This is a genomic window from Paenibacillus paridis (assembly GCF_006345825.1).
Classification (GTDB): Bacteria; Bacillota; Bacilli; order Paenibacillales; family Paenibacillaceae; genus Pristimantibacillus; species Pristimantibacillus paridis.
Genome location: NZ_VCIX01000070.1, coordinates 52,586 through 75,411 on the forward strand (window position 1 = coordinate 52,586; position 22,826 = coordinate 75,411).

The 22,826-nt window shown below is 48.9% G+C and carries 17 protein-coding genes; 3 read left to right on the forward strand and 14 right to left on the reverse strand.

The window, feature by feature from the left end; translation table 11 throughout:
* Positions 1-72: 72 nt before the first annotated feature.
* The 5 genes from FJQ58_RS04680 to FJQ58_RS04700 all read right to left on the reverse strand — a co-directional run bounded on the left by FJQ58_RS04680 (position 73) and on the right by FJQ58_RS04700 (position 7,064).
* Positions 73-1,743, reverse strand: a complete 1,671-nt coding sequence (locus FJQ58_RS04680; RefSeq protein ID WP_139991271.1) for an ABC transporter substrate-binding protein — start codon at positions 1,741-1,743, stop codon at positions 73-75.
* Between the two features lie 29 nt (positions 1,744-1,772).
* Positions 1,773-3,170: an LLM class flavin-dependent oxidoreductase gene (locus FJQ58_RS04685; RefSeq protein ID WP_139991272.1), complete on the reverse strand. Its 1,398-nt coding sequence runs from the start codon at positions 3,168-3,170 to the stop codon at positions 1,773-1,775.
* 285 nt (positions 3,171-3,455) lie between these two features.
* Entirely contained in the window at positions 3,456-4,307 is an 852-nt protein-coding gene (locus FJQ58_RS04690; protein WP_139991273.1) for an SDR family oxidoreductase, read from the reverse strand.
* Positions 4,308-4,489: 182 nt separating this feature from the next.
* Positions 4,490-6,265 carry an ABC transporter ATP-binding protein gene (locus FJQ58_RS04695; RefSeq protein ID WP_139991274.1) on the reverse strand — a complete coding sequence of 592 codons (1,776 nt, stop codon included), beginning with the start codon at positions 6,263-6,265 and terminating at the stop codon, positions 4,490-4,492.
* The gene (locus tag FJQ58_RS04700; RefSeq protein ID WP_162341304.1) at positions 6,249-7,064 is read right to left on the reverse strand and encodes a MerR family transcriptional regulator; all 816 of its coding nucleotides are present in this window, start codon (positions 7,062-7,064) and stop codon (positions 6,249-6,251) included. The genes FJQ58_RS04695 and FJQ58_RS04700 overlap by 17 nt, the downstream gene beginning before the upstream one ends.
* Positions 7,065-7,364: 300 nt before the next feature.
* Here FJQ58_RS04700 and FJQ58_RS04705 point away from each other — a divergent pair, with 300 nt between their 5' ends.
* Positions 7,365-7,664, forward strand: a complete 300-nt coding sequence (locus FJQ58_RS04705; RefSeq protein ID WP_238403797.1) for a hypothetical protein — start codon at positions 7,365-7,367, stop codon at positions 7,662-7,664.
* Positions 7,665-7,808: 144 nt separating this feature from the next.
* Here the strand turns inward: FJQ58_RS04705 and FJQ58_RS04710 are convergent, their stop codons facing one another.
* Positions 7,809-10,001, reverse strand: coding sequence for an alpha-galactosidase (locus FJQ58_RS04710; RefSeq protein WP_139991276.1), 2,193 nt, complete (start codon positions 9,999-10,001; stop codon positions 7,809-7,811).
* Between the two features lie 18 nt (positions 10,002-10,019).
* Positions 10,020-11,066, reverse strand: a complete 1,047-nt coding sequence (locus FJQ58_RS04715; RefSeq protein WP_139991277.1) for a LacI family DNA-binding transcriptional regulator — start codon at positions 11,064-11,066, stop codon at positions 10,020-10,022.
* Between the two features lie 155 nt (positions 11,067-11,221).
* On the opposite strand from FJQ58_RS04715, the gene FJQ58_RS04720 reads away from it, so the two are divergent.
* Positions 11,222-11,902: a YxeA family protein gene (locus tag FJQ58_RS04720; RefSeq protein WP_139991278.1), complete on the forward strand. Its 681-nt coding sequence runs from the start codon at positions 11,222-11,224 to the stop codon at positions 11,900-11,902.
* 37 nt (positions 11,903-11,939) lie between these two features.
* Here FJQ58_RS04720 and FJQ58_RS04725 read toward each other — a convergent pair whose 3' ends face one another.
* The 7 genes from FJQ58_RS04725 to FJQ58_RS04755 form a co-directional block, all read right to left on the reverse strand.
* A complete protein-coding gene (locus tag FJQ58_RS04725; protein ID WP_139991279.1) occupies positions 11,940-12,815 on the reverse strand; it encodes an ABC transporter permease subunit in 876 nt (291 codons plus the stop codon).
* Positions 12,812-13,765 (reverse strand): ABC transporter ATP-binding protein, encoded by a 954-nt coding sequence (locus tag FJQ58_RS04730; protein ID WP_139991280.1) that lies wholly within the window; start codon positions 13,763-13,765, stop codon positions 12,812-12,814. Before FJQ58_RS04730 ends, FJQ58_RS04725 begins: the two co-directional genes overlap by 4 nt.
* Positions 13,762-14,952, reverse strand: a complete 1,191-nt coding sequence (locus FJQ58_RS04735; RefSeq protein WP_139991281.1) for a hypothetical protein — start codon at positions 14,950-14,952, stop codon at positions 13,762-13,764. The genes FJQ58_RS04730 and FJQ58_RS04735 overlap by 4 nt, the downstream gene beginning before the upstream one ends.
* A 59-nt stretch (positions 14,953-15,011) precedes the next feature.
* Positions 15,012-15,539 carry a sigma-70 family RNA polymerase sigma factor gene (locus FJQ58_RS04740; protein WP_139991282.1) on the reverse strand — a complete coding sequence of 176 codons (528 nt, stop codon included), beginning with the start codon at positions 15,537-15,539 and terminating at the stop codon, positions 15,012-15,014.
* 139 nt (positions 15,540-15,678) lie between these two features.
* Positions 15,679-18,171: an EAL domain-containing protein gene (locus tag FJQ58_RS04745; protein WP_162341306.1), complete on the reverse strand. Its 2,493-nt coding sequence runs from the start codon at positions 18,169-18,171 to the stop codon at positions 15,679-15,681.
* Positions 18,172-18,530: 359 nt separating this feature from the next.
* The gene (locus FJQ58_RS04750; RefSeq protein ID WP_139991284.1) at positions 18,531-19,061 is read right to left on the reverse strand and encodes a hypothetical protein; all 531 of its coding nucleotides are present in this window, start codon (positions 19,059-19,061) and stop codon (positions 18,531-18,533) included.
* A 129-nt stretch (positions 19,062-19,190) separates the two neighbouring features.
* On the reverse strand, positions 19,191-20,321 hold the full coding sequence (locus FJQ58_RS04755; RefSeq protein WP_139991285.1) for a CobW family GTP-binding protein: 1,131 nt from the start codon (positions 20,319-20,321) through the stop codon (positions 19,191-19,193).
* 214 nt (positions 20,322-20,535) lie between these two features.
* Between FJQ58_RS04755 and FJQ58_RS04760 the strand changes: the two genes are divergently transcribed.
* Positions 20,536-22,239 carry a methyl-accepting chemotaxis protein gene (locus tag FJQ58_RS04760; RefSeq protein ID WP_139991286.1) on the forward strand — a complete coding sequence of 568 codons (1,704 nt, stop codon included), beginning with the start codon at positions 20,536-20,538 and terminating at the stop codon, positions 22,237-22,239.
* The last annotated feature ends 587 nt before the right edge of the window (positions 22,240-22,826 follow it).

Genomic DNA, 22,826 nt, shown 5'->3' on the forward strand with positions numbered 1-22,826 from the left:
TGCCTCCTGTACATGATTTGGAGCAATACCGGCTATTCCGCGGAGACGGTTAGGTTCCGCTAGGCGATCTCCTTATTTTTGAATAAAGGCATCATTGAAGAGCGGGTACGCCAATGAGTCGAATTTGATGTCTTTTACCGTTTTGGACGCGGCAATGGTGTACGGGAATACATAGATCGGGATGATAACCGCTTGCTCAATAATCGCCTGCTGAACTTTCGCGTACAGCTCCTGGCGCTTCGTCTCATCCTTCTCGATCAAACCTTGATCGATCCAGCCGTCTACCTCGGCGTTTTTGAACCCAGGCAGATTTTGGTTCGCTCCTACGCTGACCGCGCCGGAATGGTAAAAGGAGCGAAGCGCTTCGGGATCGGAGTTCACCTGGCTGTTGCCATAAATATCGTAATTTCCGTTCTCATAAACCACCGTGCGAACGTCCTTCGTAATCTCCACTTCTACGGCAATGCCGATTTGCTTAAGCTGCTGCTGTATAATGGCTGCGATATCATTCCTTTTCTCACGGTTTGGCGAACCGTCCACGTAATGCAGCGTCAGCTTCTTGCCGTCTTTCGCGCGAACGCCATCGGCCCCCTTGACATAACCAAGCTCATCAAGCAACGCATTCGCCTTGTCGAGATCCGGCTTTACGCCGCCTTCAAGCGACTTGTCGTAGCCAAAGGTGCCCGGCGTCAGCGGCGACCATGCGCGGTCATACGTACCCAGGTAGAGGGTCTTGACGATCGCATCGACGTCGATGGCTGCTTGCAGCGCTTGCCTTGCTTTCAATTCATTCCATGGCGCTTTATTCTCGTTAATAAATAACGTATACGGCAAACCCTGCGTATTCGACTTGAACAGCTGAAGCTTCTCATCCTTCTCCAAAGCGAGAATGTTTTGCGGCGGGATCGTCTCCCCAGCCAGTACCTGGCCGCTCTGTACGCTTCCGATCCGGGTAGCCTCTTCTGGCGCAATTTTGAAAATAACCTTATCGAGATATGGAGCTTCCTGGTTCGCAACAAGAGGCGGCGCCCATTTATAATCCGGGTTGCGCTCAACCGTAATCTGCGAGTTTTCCTCCCAGCTAACGAACTTGAACGGGCCGGTTCCGACCGGGTTTTTGCCCAGCTGGTCTCCGTACTTTTGAGCTGCGGTTGGCGATACGATGCTTACCAGCGCTTGGCTGAGGTTTCCGAGAAACGCATTGGAGGGTGTCTCCAAATTCAGCTTGACCGTAAATTCATCGATGACATCCGCCGATTTATAAGGCCTTATCAGCGCTGCCGAGTTAGCCGCCTTCGTCTCCGGATTCAAAATACGATCGTAATTGTATTTCACAGCTTCCGCATTAAACGGCGTGCCGTCATGGAACTTCACGTCCTGACGCAGCTTGAACGTATAGCTCAGGCCATCCTCTGATACGGCCCATTCCGTTGCAAGCCATGGCTGGATGGTGCCGTCGGGCAATTGTGCGACCAAATTGTCATGAATCGTCCGAATCGCACGGACAGCAACGGCGAGTCCGCTGCGATGCGGATCGAGCGTATCTGGCGACGTGGCCAGCGCATAAGTGAGCTCCCCGCCCTTTGCAGGCGCTGCCGCCGTCGCGGCATCCGTAGTAGCGGCCGGTGAGGCGTTTTTATCCGTATTGCTAGCTTTATTCGTGCCTGCACAGCCGCTAAGTACAAGCACCAACGCCGTCGTAAGCGCAATAATCGTTTTCCAGTTGTTTCGTTTCTTTAACATAACAAGAACCCCCGTTTCATTTTCTTAAGTTATATCGCTCCGTTTACTTGTGCTGCCGCTGCCTCAGCCTCGGCGTTTTCCTCTTCCGAGCCTTTCAGCTTATCCCTTTGCTCTGTATAACGATTAGCCGGAATCGGCAAGCCGAGATTGCCGCGCAGCGTATCCGCCTCATACTCGCTTCGAAACAGGCCGCGGCGCTGCAAGACGGGGATGACATGCTCCACAAATTCATCGAGTCCTGTTGGTACTCCCGCTCCTACAATAAATCCGTCAACCGCGCCTTTCTCAAACCACTCCTGAAGGATGTCGGCCACTTTCTCCGGCGTGCCAATGAACGGCGTTCTAGGTGTTGCCGAACGCTGGGCTACCTGGCGCAAGGTTAAGCCTTGCTCCTTCGCTTCGCGCTTGATTTTGTCCGTTGTGCTTTGGAAGCTGTTTTTCCCAAGCTCGCCTAGTTCAGGAAACGGCCCGTCGAGCGGATATTGCTTGAAATCATGATGCTCGAAAAAACGTCCCAAATTATCAAGCGCGTTATCGATGCTGATCAGATTCGCAACTTCTTCGTATTTGCGTTCCGCTTCCTCGTCTGTATCCCCGACAATAACCCCGATGCCAGGAAAGATAAGGATTTCATCAGGCGAGCGTCCAAGATTTACCGCCCGGCCTTTCACGTCTTGGTAGAAGGCGATTGCCTCCTCTATCGTCTCTTGGTTAGTAAATATCGCATCGGCCGACGCTGCCGCTAGATTTCTGCCGCTATCGGAAGAGCCTGCCTGAAATACGACTGGCTGCCCTTGCTTCGATCTCGCAATATTAAGCGGGCCTCTGACCGAGAAGAACTCTCCTTCGTGATTCAATGTATGCAGCTTGCTTGGATCAAAAAATTCGCCGGTTTCCTTGTTTCGGACAAAAGCGTCATCCTCCCAGGAATCCCATAACCCGCGGGCCACCTTCAAATATTCGGCTGCAATCCGGTAACGCTTGCTATGGTCCGGATGATGCTCAAGGGGAATGCTGTAGTTCAGCGCGGTCCCTTCAAGAGGGGAGGTCACAACATTCCAGCCGGCTCTTCCTCCGCTAATATGGTCAAGGGATGAGAATTGCCTGGAAACGGTAAAGGGCTGGCTGTAAGAAGTAGAGAGCGTGCCCACCAAGCCGATCTTAGAGGTAACTGCGCCGAGCGCAGACAAAATCGTAATCGGTTCAAAGCGGTTCAGAAAATGGGGATTCGACTTCTCGTTAATGTAAAGCCCGTCTGCGATAAATAAAAAATCAAACTTCCCTTCCTCTGCTTTGATCGCCTGCTGCTTGTAAAACTGAAAGTTAACGCTCGCGTCCGCCACGGCATCCGGATGTCTCCAGCCTGCCAAATTGCCGCCTGCCCCATGCAGCACGGCACCCAATCTAAGTTTTCTTTGCTCCGCCATACAATCTCCACCCTTCTCTAATCCATTATTTTTTCAATTTCCTAGTACAAGCTGAGCAGCCTATTTCATATTTAACAATTCAAATAGGTTTTATCGGAATTATGTTGAGATGAGTCTATCACCTACGATCAAAGGCAGTCAATCGCATCCATAATAGATAAATTCTATATTGATATACAATAATTCAATGCGCCCGCTTACTTTATATAGAGATAGACAGAACAAATAGGGGGACTTCTTGTCCCCCCCATGGTTTTTTTGAGCTGAGCGTAATCAGTGATCGTTTTAGTGAAGCGCTTTGCGGAGAGCCCATTCGATTAGTCGCCATGGGAGCAGCTTTTTCATGAGGAAAATCATTTTCGCATCGCTGCCACATGTATAACGCAGCTTTGGATGGCTTTTTCGGCATATTTTCACAATCGTGTTGGCCACGTGAATCGGATCGGGAGCATTCTGCTCCGACTTCGCGTTGAAGGCGTTAAAGCGTTCGATCATTTTGCTGTATGGGGAGTTCGGCTGACTGCGGTATACATGCTTGGCTGAAATTCCCGTATTATAGGTTCCCGGCTGAACGAGCACTACCGGAATCGAGAAAGGCAGGAGCTCCAAGCGAAGCGCCTCGCTAAAGCCCTCCATCGCAAATTTGGAAGCGGAGTAAGGGCCCGTGTTGGAGAAGCCGATAATCCCCGCTCCGCTGCTGACATTAATTACTTTGCCAGACTTGCGAACCCGCATATGCGGTAGAACCGCCTTGGTCACAGCGACCATGCCAAAGAAGTTCGTCTCCAGCTGCGCCCGCCAATCGGCCATAGGCACTTCCTCAATAACCCCCATCACCGCATAACCTGCATTATTAACAAGCACATCGATGCGTCCCCACCGCTGAATGACCTGCTGAACGACGTCTGCCACATTTTCGTGGTCGGTGACATCAAGCTTCATCGTTTCCACGAAAGCTGCCAAGCCCTGCTGCTCGGCCTTGCCATGCACGTGATCCTGTTTGCCTATGTCTCTCATCGTCGCGATGACACGATATCCCTCCTGTGCCAAGCGGATGGTGGTTAAAAGTCCAAACCCGCTGGACGCTCCCGTCACCAGCGCAATGGGGCGATCTGGCTCCTTTGCAACCTTGCCCATCCCAGCACCGCCTTTCTTTTATCATCCAATGACCATAGCAGACCATCCAGATCCATATTCTCCATGGCATTGATTATAGCTCAAAAAGACAAGCGGCGCTCTAACAAGTTGGATAAAATTAGAAAAATAATAACCATATCCTTTGCCTATGAAACATTAAACAAGTATCGAAGAGCCCAGCATTAATGCTCCAAGCTGTACTGCTGTGAAACAAGCTTGCTGTAGAGCTCGTTATGCTCAAGCAGCTCCGCATGGGTGCCCTGGCCGGAAATCCCTCCATTCTCGAGCACGATGATTCGATCCGCGCCCCGTATCGTAGACAGGCGATGTGCGATGACGAGTGTCGTTCTTTGATTCATCAGGCTTTGCAGCGCTTCCTGTACCGATTGCTCCGAGTTGCTGTCAAGATGGGCTGTCGCCTCATCCAGCAGCAAGATATCCGGGTTCCGCAAAATTGCACGAGCGATAGCCAGCCGCTGACGCTGCCCGCCCGAGAGCATAACGCCTCTCTCCCCCACTTCCGTTTCATAGCCGCTTGGCAGCGATTCAATGAAAGAAGACAAGTTAGCCTGCCGCACCGCTTCTTCCAGTTCCGTCTCGTCTACCTGTTCAAGTCCGTAAGTGAGATTATGGCGGATCGTGCCCTGCATCATTGGACTTTCCTGCGAGACGTAAGCCATACGTTTGCGCCAGTCATCCAGCCGCATCTCTGCAATCGGCTCGCCTCCGTAAGTGATAGAGCCCCCCGTCGGATCGTAAAAACGCTCCAGCATCGAGAAAATCGTCGTCTTCCCCGTGCCGCTTGGTCCTACAAACGCTGTCACCTGGCCCTGCTTTACTTGAAAGGAAAGGGAATGTAATATCGGCCGATCCTCCGTATAACCAAAGCTAACCTGGTTAAACTGGATCGCGGCTCCGCGCAGCCCTTTACTCGGCTGCATAGGCTTAAGCTTTGCGGCTCCAGACTGCTCCTCCTGTTCTTTGAGCAGCTCCACGATGCGCTCCGAAGCGCCCATCGCCTTCTGGAATTGGGTGAAAAACGATGCCATTTGCGTAAAGGGCATGACAATTTGAAACATATACAATAAGATGGCGACCAGCTCGCCGCCCGTCAATGTGCCTTGCGCCAATCTCACGCCGCCATATCCAATCAGCAAAACAAGGATAAGGAGCATGACCGTCATCATCAGCGGAGTTACGATGGCCATGATCCGTGCTTCCTGCAGGCCATATTTGAACAATTGATTGATCCGCAAGCCGCCTCTCCGCTGCTCGGTCGGTTCAGCCAGCGACGCCTTTACCAGCCTAATATCAGAAAGCACACGGCCAAGGTCGCCTTGGAACATCGCCGTTTCGTCCTGCATAGATTTGGAAATGGCGAACATTTTAGCCCCGAGCGGCCAAAGGACGAGCAGCGCCAGCGGAACGGCAACCAGCATAAGCACCGTCAGTTTCCAGTCGATGAGCAGCAGCAAGACAACTCCCCCGATAATCGATAAAATGCCGCCCATAAATGAAATCACTTGCCCGGTAATAAATTCCTTAATCACGTTCGTATCATTGGTCATGCGGCTCATCGTCTCTCCGGAATTGTTACGGTCAAAAAAAGGAACGGGCAGCCGCAGCACCCGCTCCCATACCTCGCGGCGCAAACCGGAAATCACATGCTGCCCTACATAAGACATCGTATAAACCGAGAAGCCTGACATAATCGTCTGTCCAAGGAACACCACTCCCAATACGATAAACGTGGCGGCTTGTACGGTAGAAGCAGAAAGCTCCTCAACGAGATTTTTCGTCAGCAGTGGGATCGTTAAGGATAGCAGCGTTTCCCCTAGGCCAAGCACAACCGCCGTTATAATTAATAAAGTAGACGGTTTATGCTTCATGATCAGTTTGATAAACTGCGAGAAGCGAACAGCCTTTTCCGGCGTTGCACCATCAGCTCTTTTCCCCATTAACAAGCTCCTCCCTAAGTATGCTGAATGCTTCCAAGTGATCAAATACAATTTTCAAATAGGCCTCCTCCTGCTCCGTAAATGCATTCGGAAACAGGATAGGATCTATCGGCGCTTCCCGATCGGTCAGAAACCCCATATTGGAAAGCTCCTCTTCATTCATGCTCTCGAGTACCGGACCAAGAAGCTCCTCCAGAAACGCAACCAGCCTTCGTCCACTCGCAAGCACTTCTTCATCCAGCGGCTCCTTGCCTTGCTTATAATGTTCTTTTAATTCCATCACCATTGCGGTAATGGTGCTTTCCTTAGCCAAGCGCTCTTCCAAACTCATTTCATCCATAAATATGGCTCCCACGAATGAAGATGGCATTTGCTGCGACAGCCATTGCTTCTGATTCTCCTCATGCTGGATATTGTGGATAAACACAAGCATCAAATCACTATCGACCCGCCCTGCTTTTTCGACGATTTTTTGCATTCGTCCAATCGTATCCAGTACACGCTCCAAATGCCGTTGCTTTTGTTGCAGCAGCTCATATTGCACCGTTAACGATTGCTGGAAATCCTCATCCGGCCTTTGCAAGTAAGAGGCGATTTCCTCAAGTGAAAAATCCAAATATTTGAGCGTTACTATTTTTTGCAATCTAACCAAATCCCGCTCGGTATAGAAACGGTGACCGTGCTCATTCCGCTTAGAAGGCGTTAACAAGCCTTTCCGATCATAGTAACGGAGCGTGCGCTCCGTTAATGATGTCAGCTTAGCGAAAGCCCCAATCGCATAAAGCGAATCCTTTTCCAAACGTATCCCTCCCCCTCTGAAAAAAAGTATAACCCTTGACGTTGCGTCAAGGGCAAGCGGATTTTCAAAAAAATAAAATAAGAGATGTTTCAATTCCCCTTAATCGGTTTAATAGATAGACAGCTTATTCCATTCGACAAAATCCTTTTATATTTTCAATATATTAAAGGACAAGTTTGTATAATATTTTTAAATAATTTAATATTTTTACAAAATAGGGGTTGTAAGTTATAGGAAAGTATATATAATAAATTTGTGAACAATTTGTTACAGCAACACGAAATTAAAGGAGAGAACTTAATGGATTTTTATCAACAAAATCAAGGGAATCCGGGGGCGCCTGGTTATGACGGCTATCACCAGCAGCAACCCGTAGCACCCATCATTACCGTGAAAGAATGGATGCTTATGATGCTCATTCTTATCATTCCGATTGTAAACATCGTTATGATGTTCGTTTGGGCGTTTGGTGAAGGCAATCCTACGAAACAAAACTACTTCAAAGCTTCCCTGCTCTGGGCTGCAATCGTGCTTGTCATTTACGCGATTATTATCGTGGCGGTTATAGCCATAACTGCTGCAACGGCAGCGAACTACTAATCGGTCTTCATTATACATAGCAGCAGATCGAAAAAGCTCTTCCCCAAGCAGTTTTTCTGCCTAAGGAAGAGCTTTTTTTATTTCCAGCATCAGCCTGAGCGCATACCTTGCATTCAGATGAACTAGGGTTGTTCAATTAAATGTCTATTCTACTGCGCGGAAACGGTATACCTTGCTTGCATAATCAGCAGAAAATTGCGGTGTGGCCAAGCCAGCGTGCAATAACTGATCGCCGCCGTACACCGATTCTTCGCCATGCAGTTTATAATCCCGATTCGGATCAAGTCCTTGCAGACGGAAGCGGTTAAGCTTCGTATTAGGCTCTTTCAATACAGAGACGTACACGACGAATGCTTCGCTCTTGTCTTTGGAAACGAACATCCATGCCGTATCATTGCCTTCAAATGGACTCAATAGGCGATAAAAATCGCCGAATTGCACGAGATGGCGCACATCCTTGTACAATTCCACTTGTACTTTAACCGCGTCCTTCTCTTCTTGCGTAAACTGGGTCAGATCAAGCTCATAGCCAAAATTGCCGGAGAGCGCGACGTTTCCTCTCGTCTCTAGAGAAGTGATCCGGCCTACTTGATGGTTAGGCACCGCTGAAACATGGGCGCCCATCGAGCTAACCGGATAAACAATGCTCGTTCCGTATTGAATCTTCAAGCGGGATATCGCATCCGAGTTATCGCTTGTCCAGGTCTGCGGCATATAGTGCAGCATCCCCGCATCGAAGCGGCCGCCGCCGCCAGAGCAGCTCTCGAACAGGATATTCGGGAAAGCTGTCGTAATTTGCTCCAGCACTGCATACAGGCCAAGCATATAACGATGGGCCGTCTCGCGTTGGCGATCCGCCGGAAGCAGAGCTGAACCGACCTCCGTCATATTGCGGTTCATATCCCATTTCACATAAGTGATAGGCGCACTTGAGAGAATATCCGAAATCGACTTCACGATATACTCCTGAACATCCTTCCGTGACAAGTCCAACACGAGCTGATGCCTAGCCTGTGTCCGTCTGCGGCCTTCGATATGCAAGCACCAGTCCGGATGCGCTTTGTACAGCTCGCTCTCCGGCGAGATCATTTCTGGCTCGAACCATAAACCGAATTGCATATCAAGGCGCTTTACGCGGCTAACCAAATCCTCCAAGCCGTTAGGAAGCTTATTGCGGTCTACGAACCAATCGCCAAGCGATGTGTTATCATTGTCGCGCTTACCGAACCAGCCGTCATCGAGAACGAACAGCTCGATGCCAAGCTCTTGGCCCGCACGCGCGATATCTTCGATTTTGTCGGCATTGAAGTTGAAATACGTAGCTTCCCAGTTGTTAACCAGTATTGGGCGTGTCTGATCACGGAATGTTCCGCGAATAAGACGAGCACGGTAGAAATCATGGAAGCTGCGCGACATGCCGCCAAGCCCTTGGTCAGAGTGGACCAAAACCGCCTCGGGCGTTTGGAATTGCTCGCCAGGCTCTAATTTCCAGTTAAAGTCAAAAGGATTCATCCCAATAAACAAACGTGCCGCATGGAATTGGTCGACTTCGACGCCAGCTGTAAAGTTCCCGCTATAAACGAGGTTTACCCCGTAAACATCCCCATGCTCTTCCGTTGCCCCTTCAGAAAGCAGCGCGACGAACGGATTTTGCATATGGCTGCTTGAGCCTCTGCGGCTCTCAACCGATTGCAAACCCGGCACGAGCTTGCGCTTATGAATATGGCGCTCGCGAATCCATGCGCCTGACAGCTGCAGCATTTCAAATTGATCATGTGCAAAATCAAGGCTCATACTGAATGCGCGCTGCAGTTGCAGCGTATCCGTACCATGGTTAACGACTCTTGCCGATCTCGCGATCGCGTCATACTCCTCGAATACCGTGTAGGATAAAATAACAGACAACCCCGCGAGCTCATCCTTCAATGTGATTTCAAGCGTTTGTGCTTCCTTGTCGCTTTCGGTATAAGTCGAAGGAAGTCCTTCAAGTGACTTCTTACCATTTATAATCGTATGGGATTCATAACGAAGATCCGTTACCGTCGAGCCATTCGGCTGCTTTACCTGGAATGCAGGCATGCGGAAATCGGAGTTGCCGTAAGCCGGATACTCATGCGGAAGCGTGTCGAGCGACAATTCGAGCTGGTCCAGCTCCGTGCTTGGCGTAAAGGATGCCCGTTCGGTAAGCTGGAACAAGCGGTCAAGCTGTACTCCGCGTACCTTCTTACCCCAGTAAACATGGGCAGGATAGCCTGCTTTGGTCACATGAATAACGTAGCTCGTATCCTTGGATTGCAAATGGAATAAAGAACGCTGCTGATCATATTGAATCGTCAAAATAAAAACCTCCTGAAGTTAAATGTCGTTTTGGAGCAAGGGGCTGCCGCAGCTTTCCCGTACAATGAGCGTCGTATTGATCGTCATATGCACGGCCGCCTCGCGCCCTTCAATTCGCTCAAGAAGCAGCTGTACCGCTGCTCTGCCCATTTGTTCCGTATAGGCACGGACGGTAGTTAGCGGCGGGTTCAAATAAGCCGATATTTCAATATCGTCAAATCCTATAATCGCCATATCCTGCGGTACTTTAAGACCATGCTCATGAAGTGCACGCAGCGCGCCAACCGCCATCGGATCGCTTCCGATAAAGCATGCTGTCGGCTTTGCGCTTTGCTCCAGCAGCCTATTCATTGCCTCATAGCCGCTATTCGAGGACCACTGTGCCTTGATGACCAGGCTTTCGTCATACAGCCCCAGCTCACGCATCGCCCTCTCGAAAAAAATGCGGCGCGGCTCGTCATTCTCAAATCCATCTTCGTGGCGATAAAGCCGATGAACCATATCGTTACCGCCGATATACCCTATTCTTTCATGCCCGAGTGTCCTAAAATGCGAAATGACAGCTCTGGTTGCCTGCTCAAAGTGCAGCATCACCGTGTCATATTCATTCAGCTCAAACGAATGGTTAACGAATACAAGCCGTTTGCTGTTGCTGTACAGCTGTAGAACATCGCCTTCGTCTATGGAGCCTACAACAATGACGCCATCCAGCTCGTGTGCAGGCTGCATCTCCGCGCGGCTGCCGCCCCGCATGACCTTTACGATACTGATTCCGAGCTCCTCGCAGCGTGTTTCGATGCCTTTGCGAATCGAATAAAAGTAAGGGTCATCATGCTCATCCTCCAGCGTGGACCACATCAGCAAACCAATTTGCTGTCGTGAGAGCTGCTCATCCTTTTTCATCCTTCGCAGCCGGGATGGCTTATATTGCAGCTGCTCGGCAATGCTAAATATACGTGTCCGTGTTTCCTCACTTACCGCCAAGGTCACATCATTGTTCAAAACCCTGGATACGGTAGCGGATGAAACACCCGCCTCCTGCGCAATATCTTTGATTGTCGCCATACCACACTCCGAATTTAGTTAATAAATTTACTAAATAACAATTACAGTTTATCAGACGCTCCGCCCATCTACAAGCACTAATGCAACATTTGATTAAACTTTCCGTCTACTTGGGTAATAAGAATGAAAAAATACAAGAAAGAGGTGATCGAGTTATGCAAAAAGGAATAGCTTTCTTGTTGCTAATACTGCTTCTTTCCGCCTGCAGCTCAACAGCCAATCAAGGAAATCCTACTGCGGGTGACGGAACAGCTGCGCCCTCCCCTTCAAGCACAAGTCCGGCTGAGCCTTCGCCAAGCGGGGATAGCGGCACTAATCAACCTACTGCTCCCATTCCCGCAGCTACGCCAGAGGAAGCGGCAGCAGCAATCCTATTAGCTTTAAAGCAGAGTGATATGACCACATTAAATGCCTATATCCACCCGGATAAAGGCTTATTATTCTCACCTTACGCTCACATTGATACGAATTCTGCCAAAGTTTTTCAAGCCGATGGCTTGCCGCCGTTTACCGATTCTACCGTATATAATTGGGGAGCCTATGATGGCTCTGGAGAACCTATTTCCCTAACTTTTAAGCAATACTACGAGAAATTTGTTTATGATAAAGACTTTCTTGCCTCCGAGAGCGTCGGCGCTGACGAAATAAAAGGAGAAGGAAATACGCTCGTTAATATTAAGGAAGTTTTTCCAGGCAGCGTTGTGATGGATTATTATTTCAGCGGGTTTGACGAGCAATATGCGGGGATGGACTGGGAAAGTCTCATTCTCGTGCTTGAAGAATTAAACGGAGCTTGGTACTTGAGCGCCATTGTCCACTCGCAGTGGACAATCTAAATAGCAAGTGCTGCCTCCGATGACGGGGCAGCACTGCTTAATAGTCTTTACGCACCATAACGGTCATGGCGCCAGCAAATAATATCGCTGTATAAACCGCACAATAGATTAAGAAAGAATTAGACGGCACATCGCTGATTGAGAAAACGCTTAGGTCCTGATTTAAATTAATCAGACCATTTAGTTCCGACATGGAAAACAGCTCGCTCAGCATGCGCTGCTGCAATGTATCTGCCGGCATCGCTAGCTTAATTAACCCTGTAATGGTCTCCAGCGTCTGAAGTCCTTCCAGCTGTATTTTGCCAAGCCCCATAAACCGGCCAATCGTGCTGCCGAGCCACCCCATGCCAAACAGCATCGTCATGCCGATTCCATTTCCCAAAGGAGACAAGAAGCAAGAGCCAAACATCGTTAAAGATACGAGCAGCGGTACGACAGAAGCAAATAGAAGGTACGATTTCAGCAGGACAACCAGGTTATAGATGACGCCTGTTTCCACCCAGCATATTAGAATAATCGCGACATATAAGACAAGAGCGTACGTAGCCCCATAAGAGACAAAGCCAATCCATCTCCCCATAAACCATTTCCATCGCGGAATCGGCCTAGCCAGCACCGATTGCAGCACGCCTTGCTCGGCTTCCCCCGTTACGGCAGCCACTGAGCTGAAGATAGCTAAAAATGCAATAGCAAACGCCCCGAAGAAAAAACCGAGCGTCAAAACCATCGCGCTGCTAATAAATTTGCTAAATAAGCCAATCGACAGATCGCCTGGGAAGGGCTGCGGCTCGCTTGCAATCGCATTCGCAACAAACCAATAAGCGACTAGAAAAATAACCGTCATCATAGCCGCCATAAACGTCACGCGCTTGCGGATAAGCTCTCTCCAGGTTAATTCCCATACCGCATTCATCGGCGTTCCCCCCTATGTTCAAGTCCCGATACGGCTTGCAGAAACCACTCATCCAGACGAGAGGTTGCCTTACCAACCTCATAGAGCGTCAGTCCCAGCTCAATAAGAATATAATTTACTAAGCCAATCTGCTCATCATCCTCCAGCTCGATCTCCAGCCACACCGGACCACCGGCAAACGGCGGTTCACTTACAACGACGTTCAAGCCCAATACTTGATTTATCCGCTCGGCCGCTAGCGGAGTATAGCCTCCGACCCTCAAACGCCAATTGGACTTGGAACGCAGCACGTCGGATACATGCCCTTCCATAAGAACCTGCCCATTATTGAGCAGCGCTACCTTGTCGCATAGCAGCTCAACATCCTCCAGCAAATGGGAGTTGAGAAAAATCGTTTTCCCCTGCTCCCTCAGCCTTGTAAGCAGCTCGCGCACCTCATGCCTGCCCACGGGATCCAGTGCCGAGGCTGGCTCGTCCAGAAAAATAATATCGGGATTGCCAAGCAAAGCACAGGCAAGCCCCAGCCTTTGCTGCATCCCTTTGGAATAGCCCTTTAGGCGATCCCTGCCACGGCTGCCTATGCCGACCTCGTCCAGAAGCAGATGAATTCGCTGCCTTGCGGCAATCCGATCCAGACCGCATAATTTAGCGTGAAAAGCTAAGACTTCTTCTCCGGTCAGCCAGTCCGGATAACGGAACAACTCAGGCAAATAACCCAGTCTTCGATTAGCCTCCATCGTTCCTGAAGCATAACCGAATATCTGAGATTTGCCTGAGGTTGGCGTAATCAATCCCGTAAGCATTTTGACGATCGTGCTTTTGCCTGCCCCGTTAGGCCCGAGGAAGCCGAAGGCTTCCCCTTTCCTAATCGTTAAGGTGACATCGCGGCAGCCGCGTCCGTCGCCGTAATCTTTGCTTAAGTTTATCGTCTCAACAGCTGGAGTCGTCATGAACGGATCAGCTCCGCAATGACGGATTTCACGTTGGCTTCATTCCCATAATTGGAGAAATTAGCAGTCACGACATAGCCATGCTCCAGCCAGGTAGCCGCTGCATATTGATCATCCTGCCTCTCGACATAAACGTCTATTCCTTTTATTGCGACCTTCTCCGGTTGGCCTCTCGTGATGAGCGGCATGGGGATTTCACCATCCTCCAGGCTGGACGCCTGTAATAGCGAGGTACGGATATGATCGGGCAAGGCCGGGAACCGAATAACCGCATCAAAGGCATCCTTAACCTCTACTGACGGATCAACGTTAACGGTTGGAACCTCCATATAGTTGACCATCACTCCCCTCCTTAAGGAATTGGCGTCTGTGCCTGCCGTTTGATAGGAAATTTGCGTCTGCTTCCCGGTATCAAAGTTAATTTTTTTGCCATCCACTGATAAGGGCAGCAGCTTATCCGCGCCGAGCTTGCTCATCGTACGGTTAATTTCGTTCACCTTCAGGCGGAAGGTAAACGTTTGGGTCGCGCTGGATGAGATATAAACCACCTGATTGTCGGCAACCTTTATGGAAGGAATATCGAAGCCCAATGCTTTCGCTGCGTCCTCTGGCGTAATCCTGTTCCATTGCCCGTGAGCGGTTTGCTCAAAATCACCAAATCGATTCGACAGCTCCAGCGTTTCGCCATCGTTCATAAAACTGTTCATTAGCGTAACCAGATCATTCTCTTGGACAACCATCACCTTATCCATACGGAATGTATTTAACCATGCGGCCAATGCCTGGTTCGTTGAAGGAGTCGCAATAACGACCGTCAAAAACACGGCTGCACATGCAGCTATGGTTTTTCCCATATTCTTCTTCATCCAGCGTCGCGCCGTTCCCCTCTGCGCAGGCTTGCTTGCGGACTGGTTTGGCAAGCTGCGCACCCGCCCGAGTGGCACGGCATTGCCTTGATCAAGTGCCGGCACCGGAAGAAGAGCATGCCCTTGCGTCGTTATGCTCGCCTTGCTTCCTAATGCCGGCTCATCTGCGTTACCCCGTGCCGACCACCGCGCTGCCCCTTCTGCTTCCCATTGCTCCCAAAGGGGAGATGGCTCCACCTCTTGCAGCCTCGTCTGGAGCCGTGCCCAAGCGGCTTCTGTCTGCTCTTGTTCTTTCTTGCTCGACCTCTCGCTTGTTGTCATTTGGATTTCCTCCTCAAAGGTATTGACCTTGCACAACTAATCGTTGAACCGCCAAATGCCTATTCATGGGTGATTGCGCTCTCTGACTTTAAAGCCTGACGCTTTAGACGCTCTCCCGCCCTGCGCAGCATGGTGCCGACCTGCGGCTGCCTCACTTGCAGCTGCTGTGCGATTTCTTCATAGCTGTACCCCTCATATCGAAGCAGCAGCATCTGCTTATCCCGTTCCGGCAGCGTATCGAGCCAGCCTCGTACCCGTTCCTGCTCGTCCTTGTCGATAAGCTGTTGTTCATTCGAATCTATCGCCTGCGGCTGAGCGAGGACGTTTTGTTCCTGTTTTTGTGTCAATGCGCGTTCACGCGCTTTCTTATCCATATAGTCATACGCTAATCTCGTCAGTACCCGGTGCAGCCAACCACCAATAGCTTCAGGCTGATCGGGTGGATTCCGGTAAAGCCTCAGGAAGGTTTCCTGCGCAAGGTCCTCAGCGGCTGCTTCATCGCGAATAAGCGCGATAAGTTTGCGTCTGACTGACGGATAATGCTGATTAAATTGCTGACGAAACAAATCCGGCGCCGAATGTTCCATTCCGTTCCCCTCCTTACCTATTTTGCTCAAGCTATAGGAAAGACGTAGCCATTCGCCATTTTGTAGCACCTTTGCCTAAATATTATTGTACCATTTGCAAAAAAACCGTCTCTCCGTTAGACGGGAGACGGTTCATTATTTAGGTTTCTTCTTTATTATGCTCCATGTAAAGCTGTACGAATTTTGGCGCCGGCACCGGAGGACTGTAAATATAGCCTTGAACAGCATCGCAATTATGATCGGTTATGATATCCAGTTCCTCTTGCGTTTCCACGCCTTCGGTCACCACTCTCAGGTTCAAGTTATGCGCAATGACGATAACCGACTTAAAGATCATTTGTTTCTTAATATCGCCAACGATTCCGCTAATAAACGACTTATCCAGCTTAAGCGTATGCAGCGGAATATTTTGCAAATAGCTAAGCGAGGAATATCCTGTTCCAAAATCATCCAGAGAAAGCTTCACGCCGAGCTGCTGCAGCTCATGCAAAATTTTAAGCGTGTGCGCCGGATTTTCCATAAAGATCGACTCTGTGATTTCAAGCTCGATTTGCGCCGGACGAATGCCCGCATCCGAAATAATCCGTTCGATCGTATGAACGATTTGCTTCTGCTGGAATTGGATCATCGACATGTTGACGCTAACCGAAAGGGATGGCAGCCCCATCCGCTCCCACTCGCTGATTTGCTGGCAAGCCGTGTAAAGAACCCACTCGCCGAGCGGGATAATGAATCCCGTTTTCTCTGCAATCGGAATAAAATCAAGCGGCGACACCATCCCAAGCTCCGGGTGCTTCCAACGGATCAACGCTTCCGCTCCGTATATGCTGCCGGTAGACATATCGATCTTAGGCTGGTAATAGAGAACAAACTGGCCAAGCTCAAGCGCTTTGAACAAGCTGTTCTCCAGTATGAGCTCTTTCTTCGTCACATCATTCATTGATGGAGAATAAACCTTGCACGTATTTCTTTCTTTCTTGGCTACATACATCGCGATGTCGGATTCCTTCACAAGCTGATCCGCAACATCGGGAGTCCATTCATGGAGAATGCTCATTCCAATGCTAGCCGTTATGTAAAATATCCGGTCCTTGAGCTTAATCGGCTCAGCAATAACATTCAAAATCTCTTCTGCGATATGAAAGGCTTGATGTAGATGGGCCACATTCTCAAGCAAAGCGATGTACTCGTCCCCGCCAAAACGAAAAACCTTCCCATGAACGCCCACCTTAGCTGCAATCCGCTCGGCCATTTGCTTAAGCAGCTGATCGCCCATAGCGTGATCAAGCTTGTCGTTTATCATTTTGAACCGATCGAGATCGATGAAGAGCAAGGCCAAGTGGCTCGGCCCCGTTTGCCCAGCTATCAGCTTTCCTTCCATATACCGATGATAGGCGTAGCGATTGGGCAAGCCTGTTAATAAATCATGCGTAGACTGATATTCAATTAACTGCTCGGCTTCCTTGCGCTGAGTAAGCATATTATTGAAGTGGTTCGCCATAAATTCGAACTCATCATTCGTATAAATGCTTAACTGCTGGCCTTCGTTGCCGGCTGCGACCGCCGAAGTTGCTTTTATGACTTTATGGATGTTGACCAAAATAATTTTCCGCACCAGCAAGCCCATGATGGCTGCCATAAAGAGCAGCGCGAATCCTGTAATTAATAAGGATTCCCATAAGCTTTTATAGTAATTCGACAGCATATTTTTCTTCGGAATTACCGTCTCCATATGCCATAGAACATTATGGACAAGAATGGGATAAAACAACCGCAGAACGGTTCCTTCACCTCCGGGGTCTGACGTATAGTTAAAACGCGGCTGAGTCCCTTTCATGGCTTCAAGCTCATCCGCATTCGACCACATTTGGTACGTATGATTTACAAGCTCCGGATTCCGTCCGTTGGCGAGATATTTATTTTCCGTTGTGATAATGTTTGCGTAGCCGCCTAATGGCCGGAAGGTTGCGATATGCTTCTGAACCGACTCTAGCGATATATCAGCGCCTACGACGCCTGTAAATTCGCCGTTTTCATCCAAAATAGGAAGCACAAGCGAGGTCATAAGTACAGAATTGCCTTCGATATCATAATAATAAGGCTCAATTAACGAAAATGACTTTGTCACTTTCGGAATTTGATAAAAGCTGCCCAGCACCTTGTCTTCGTAAAATTGGATCGGCAAGCTCTCGATGGCATCGCCTTTGCGATACACATACGGAATGAAACGTCCCGTAGCATCATCGTAGCTATTTTTGTTGCGATTAAGCTCGTCCTTGCCGTCATAAGCATTCGGCTCCCATATCGTATAGACGCCAATGACTTCCGGATGGTTCTCCATCACCTGCTTCAGGAGATCAACGATAAGCTCGCGATTTTGCAAATGCTCTTTATTCATCTGCTTCATCGTGGCTTCAAGCGTATCCAGCATGGTCACCGTCTGGTCCATAAGCAGGGAAAAAGGATGTATATTAGCAATCGATTGGGTTTGTGCAAGAAGCTCACTCTCTCGAAGATTCGACTGGTAGAGCTTGATGAGGTGGCCGGATACCAGAATAACAAAGGAGAGAGTAACCAGCAGGCCAAGTGAAAATATTAATTTTTGTGCAATGCTTAGCCTAATCTTTCTCATCTCATCTATCAGCCCCTTGTTGTGGAGAAAGCAAAAATCGACGTAATCTGCCAAATTGTGATTTGGTTCTAGTATACTTGACATTTTGCTTAAAGCACAATGATAAAGATAGGTTAAAAACACTATATCTTTCGACAAAAAACTACTTTAGGCACCTCCTATTTTTCACCGCAAGAGTCGATCGCCTCTATTTCACTTTTATGACATTTGTAATATATCCCAAATGCCGTTTTGAATTTATTTTTCACATGTTTTTCTACCCAGTTGAGATCCTATATATGCCGGATTTAGGATTGCTTATCAGCAAAAAAAAAGCTGTCCTCAAAGGGGGATTAGCCCTTAGGACAGCCTTATTGCCGTTATACCTGATTTTTCTTTTCGGTTCTTTGCTCTTTGGTGTCCTCATTAGCGCGGTCATGATCCTCGAGCCGATGAGGTCGTTTGCCCTTGCCTCCATGCAGCAGGTAGAGCTCCTCACGCAGCTGGTCAGACGTTTTGCCTTCCGTCTTAATGCCGTGCTCCTCGGCAATTTCGCGCAAATGCTCCAGCCGCTTCGCTTGATGCTCCGCTTTAAAGGCTTCCCACTTGTCCTTATTGGCCACCTTCGCAGACTCGACTTCCTTCTTCAGCTGTTCCGGTGTTTTGCCATCGGTTTGAATGCCGAAATAGGTTGCCAGTTCCTTCAGCTTCTCCAGTCGGTACGCTTCAAAATCCTTGCGGGTCATTTTGCCTTTATGATGCTTATGTTCGCTGTCCGCATCGGACTCATTTGGGTGCTGAACCGCTAGTGAAGCATGGGCCATCGCTGACGCCTGATTCGCTGCCCCTACGGGAGCTGACGAAAGCAATAGCGCAAGCGCCGTGGCGGGTATGAACCATTTTCTAATCATTTGCTGCCACACCTTTCTATTCCAACGTGATGCAAGGCCATATAAGCCTTATCTGGATTATTTTGCCCAAGCAAACACTTGAATAGACATAAAGACGGCAAATTTCGACATTGGCCTACAAGAGGCAATCTACTGCTCTTTGCCCTCCGCCGCAGCCTGCTCAAGCAGCCTCAACTCATCTAGCAGCCAAGCCTTGGAGAAATGCTCCCCGATAAATACAGCGACATCATTCACATGGCCTTGCGGATCAATTCTCATGAAATCGGATTCCTTAAACGCATACTGAAAAAGAAAACGGCTCGGCGCATCGGTAAACGTCACGATTCCCTTGGCCCTGTAAATGTTGGACGGCAATCGCTGAAGCAGATTTTCGAATGCCTCACTGCTCACCGGATTGCGCCAGTAGTGGGTGACGACCATGACATGCTCATGCGAATGGTGGTGATTATGGCTATGGTCGTGATTGAGTTCTTCATGATTGAGTTCTGCATGATTGTGGTCGTGACCACTCTCATGTCCGAGTGAACAACCATCTACTGAACTGGCTTCGCCTTCGCCGGATAGAGGCCCCTTCGCAAGGTGATCGTGAGACGATTGCAAAGATGGATTATTCTCTGATGCATACTTTCCAACATTTATGGCTTCCGTCTCGCCCAGCCAGCTCCAATCGTCAATGGCACAGCGAACCGTCGCTATCATTTGAGCATGGGCATTCAGCTCCCGCAGCTGCTGCTGCGCTTCTACAAGCTGCTCCGGCTCAAGCTTATCCACCTTGTTGAGCAGCAATATCGTTGCGCAGCGTATCTGCTCCTGCATCAGCTTGAAGGTTTTTCCTTTGCTCTCGCGGCTGCGTTCGAGCAGCTCAGGCCCATCTACGACCGTAATGACGCTGCGAAGGTCGATGGCTTTGTACATCGCCGCCTCCGTCACCCCATCCAGCGTCTCCATTGGATTCGCGGCGCCCGTAGATTCAATAAAAATAACGTCTGGCTGATGCTCGCTAATCAGCGTGCTGATTTCCAAGCCTAAATCCCCACGCATCGTGCAGCAAATACAGCCGCTAAGCATTTCGGCCATCGGAACATCATCCTGAACGAGCTGACCATCGAGGTTGATATCACCAAGCTCATTCATAATGACAGCCGGTTTTTTTCCTTGGGCGGTGTAATAGTCAAGCAATCTTCCAAGCAGCGTCGTCTTCCCGCTTCCGAGAAACCCGGAAAGCAAATGTACAGGTATATTTTGTTCTCTATTCGTCATCATTCGGTCTCCTGTGTATCTAAATTTTAAGCAGGATGCTATCCTGCTATTATATCGTAACTGTTACGTTCTTTCATCTATTATACATTTAATACATTTGTAAGATATCAATTTCATTTTTAATAATAGTTTATACTCCCTTAAGCTTCCCTTAATTTCCCCGCAGGAATTATTTGCTACGATCTTAATAGACAGAAAAGGGGAGGCTTACCACATGAAAAATATGAAAGTTTCAAGAAAAATAGCGATGATCGTAGCAGCTGCTTTATTTTTTATTATTGCTGTAGGGGCTGGAGGTAATCTCTCCATTCGCCAGATGGCTAACTTATCTAATGACCTGTACGACGACAGCCTGCTGCCGCTTTCCTGGATTAAACAAGTTTCAGCTAACGACTATAAACACAATGCCTTGTTCTTAGAATTTATGTTCAACGAAGATAACACTCGTATCGATAGTTTAGTCGAGCAAATACATAGCAATTCAGATGCATCCAGTTCGCTTCTTCAGCAATATCGCTCCACGACGCGTACCAATAACGAAACTGCTTTATTGAAAGAATACGATGGACTGCTCGCTCAGTATAACGAACAAGAACAGCAAATCGTAGATCTCATGATGAATGGAAAAGTCAATGAAGCCTACACCCTGTATACAGGGCAAACGGCTGGCCTACGCGCAAGCATGACTGAACTTCTTACTAAACTAGCAAACTCAGCGGAGGAAACCGCCGCTTCAATGAATCAGGCAAGCGAAACGCGTGCCGCAAACAGCAACCTTATTACATTGCTCGGTACACTCGCAGCCCTGCTGCTGCTCATACCAATTGCTATTGTTATAACTAAAATGATTACAAAACCGGTCATATCGCTTCAGCATCTGATGAAGGAAGCAGAACATGGAAATCTTACCGTGGAAGGCAGCTACTTCTCCCAAGATGAGATTGGCCAATTAACCAAATCGTTTAATACGATGATTGGCGGCATCCACGCCCTCCTTCAACAGGTTAGCCAGAGCGCACAGACGCTTACCGCCTCGTCTGAGGAGCTCACGGCAAGCGTTCATCAAACCTCCGGTGCAGCAGAACAGATGGCTGGAGAAGCATCAGGGCTAGCCGCTGGCTTCGAGCAGCAGACGGAAACGATCAATAGCCTTAGCTCTGCTGCGGACCATATGGTCAGCCAGCTCTCGTACGTCGAGAGAATTGGCAAGGAAATGAAGCTGCTCGCCCACGACGCAGAGCTCGCCAATCATACCGGGGCCGACGCTGCCTCGCAAATCCATGAACAGATGCTCGAAATCAAACAAAACGTGGAAGAAACCGAAGCGGATATCAATGCTCTTTACGAAGCCTCATCCACTATTGGCTCCATCGTAACGGCCATAAACGAAATCGCCGGACAAACAAATCTGCTCTCTCTAAATGCTTCCATTGAAGCTGCACGAGCAGGCGATGCCGGACGCGGATTCACGGTAGTTGCGAGCGAGATTCGCAAGCTCGCGGATGATTCGGCCGCATCTTCAAGGCAAATCGCAGAACTCGTCGCGCATATGCAAGCCAAAACCGAGGCAGCCGTTCATTCGATGCGCAAAGGGGCCGAGCGTGTCGAAGCCGGTATGCAGCGGAGCCTTCACGCTTCCGCTTCCTTTGTTCAGATCGAAGCCTCCATCTCCAAAACGGTAGATAAGGTCAATGAAACCGAAGCAGCGATTACGCAGGCTGCGGGTGAATCCCGCTCCGTCTCCTCTTCCATGATTATGGTGAATCGTATCACTAACGAGGGCAGTGGGCGCATTCAGGAAATATCCGCTGCTTCCGAGGAGCAGGCGGCCGTCATGGAGGATGTCCTGCACTCAGCACATAGCCTGGCCGAGCTCGCCGATGATCTTCATGCTTCCCTCGCCCGCTTCACATTGTAGGCGTCAGGTAGCTGGGATGATGAAAGTGATTAGGGATATTGCTAAAATGTAGAGTCCACTCGTTTATTACAAACATGAATCAATATGGGCTGAACTAGAAAATTACGTTTGTGCTTCTTTCGAGCTTTGAACGTAGCTCGTGAAGCAATCGATATTGCCTTGTTCGTTGGAGTCGCGAATGCATCGTGACTTCCTCCGAACGAGCTTCTCCCATTCCGCTGTATAATGATAGACCTCTTAAGTGGAGCTTTTTTTTCAGTTTGATGATTAAGGTGGACTAATGGAAAGTATACCGATACACAAATTGAAAGAATACCAATTCACAAGATGAATTGAGCGGATTAAAATAATCAAAATCAATTGAGCTGATTCCAATAATCAAAATAAACTCTGGAGTGTGGTGAAATCGATATTTAAAAGCAGTATAGAAGCGAGATTATAGAGGGGAGTTTTGGGGAGGGTTTTTAGAATGGAAAGATTTTAACAGGAATTGTTCCACTAGCGTTGCATTAAACCTGTCCTAGTCTTGTAGGTATCTAAGTTTGTTCAATAATTCACAAACTTTCAAGTTTCAAATAAATAAAAAA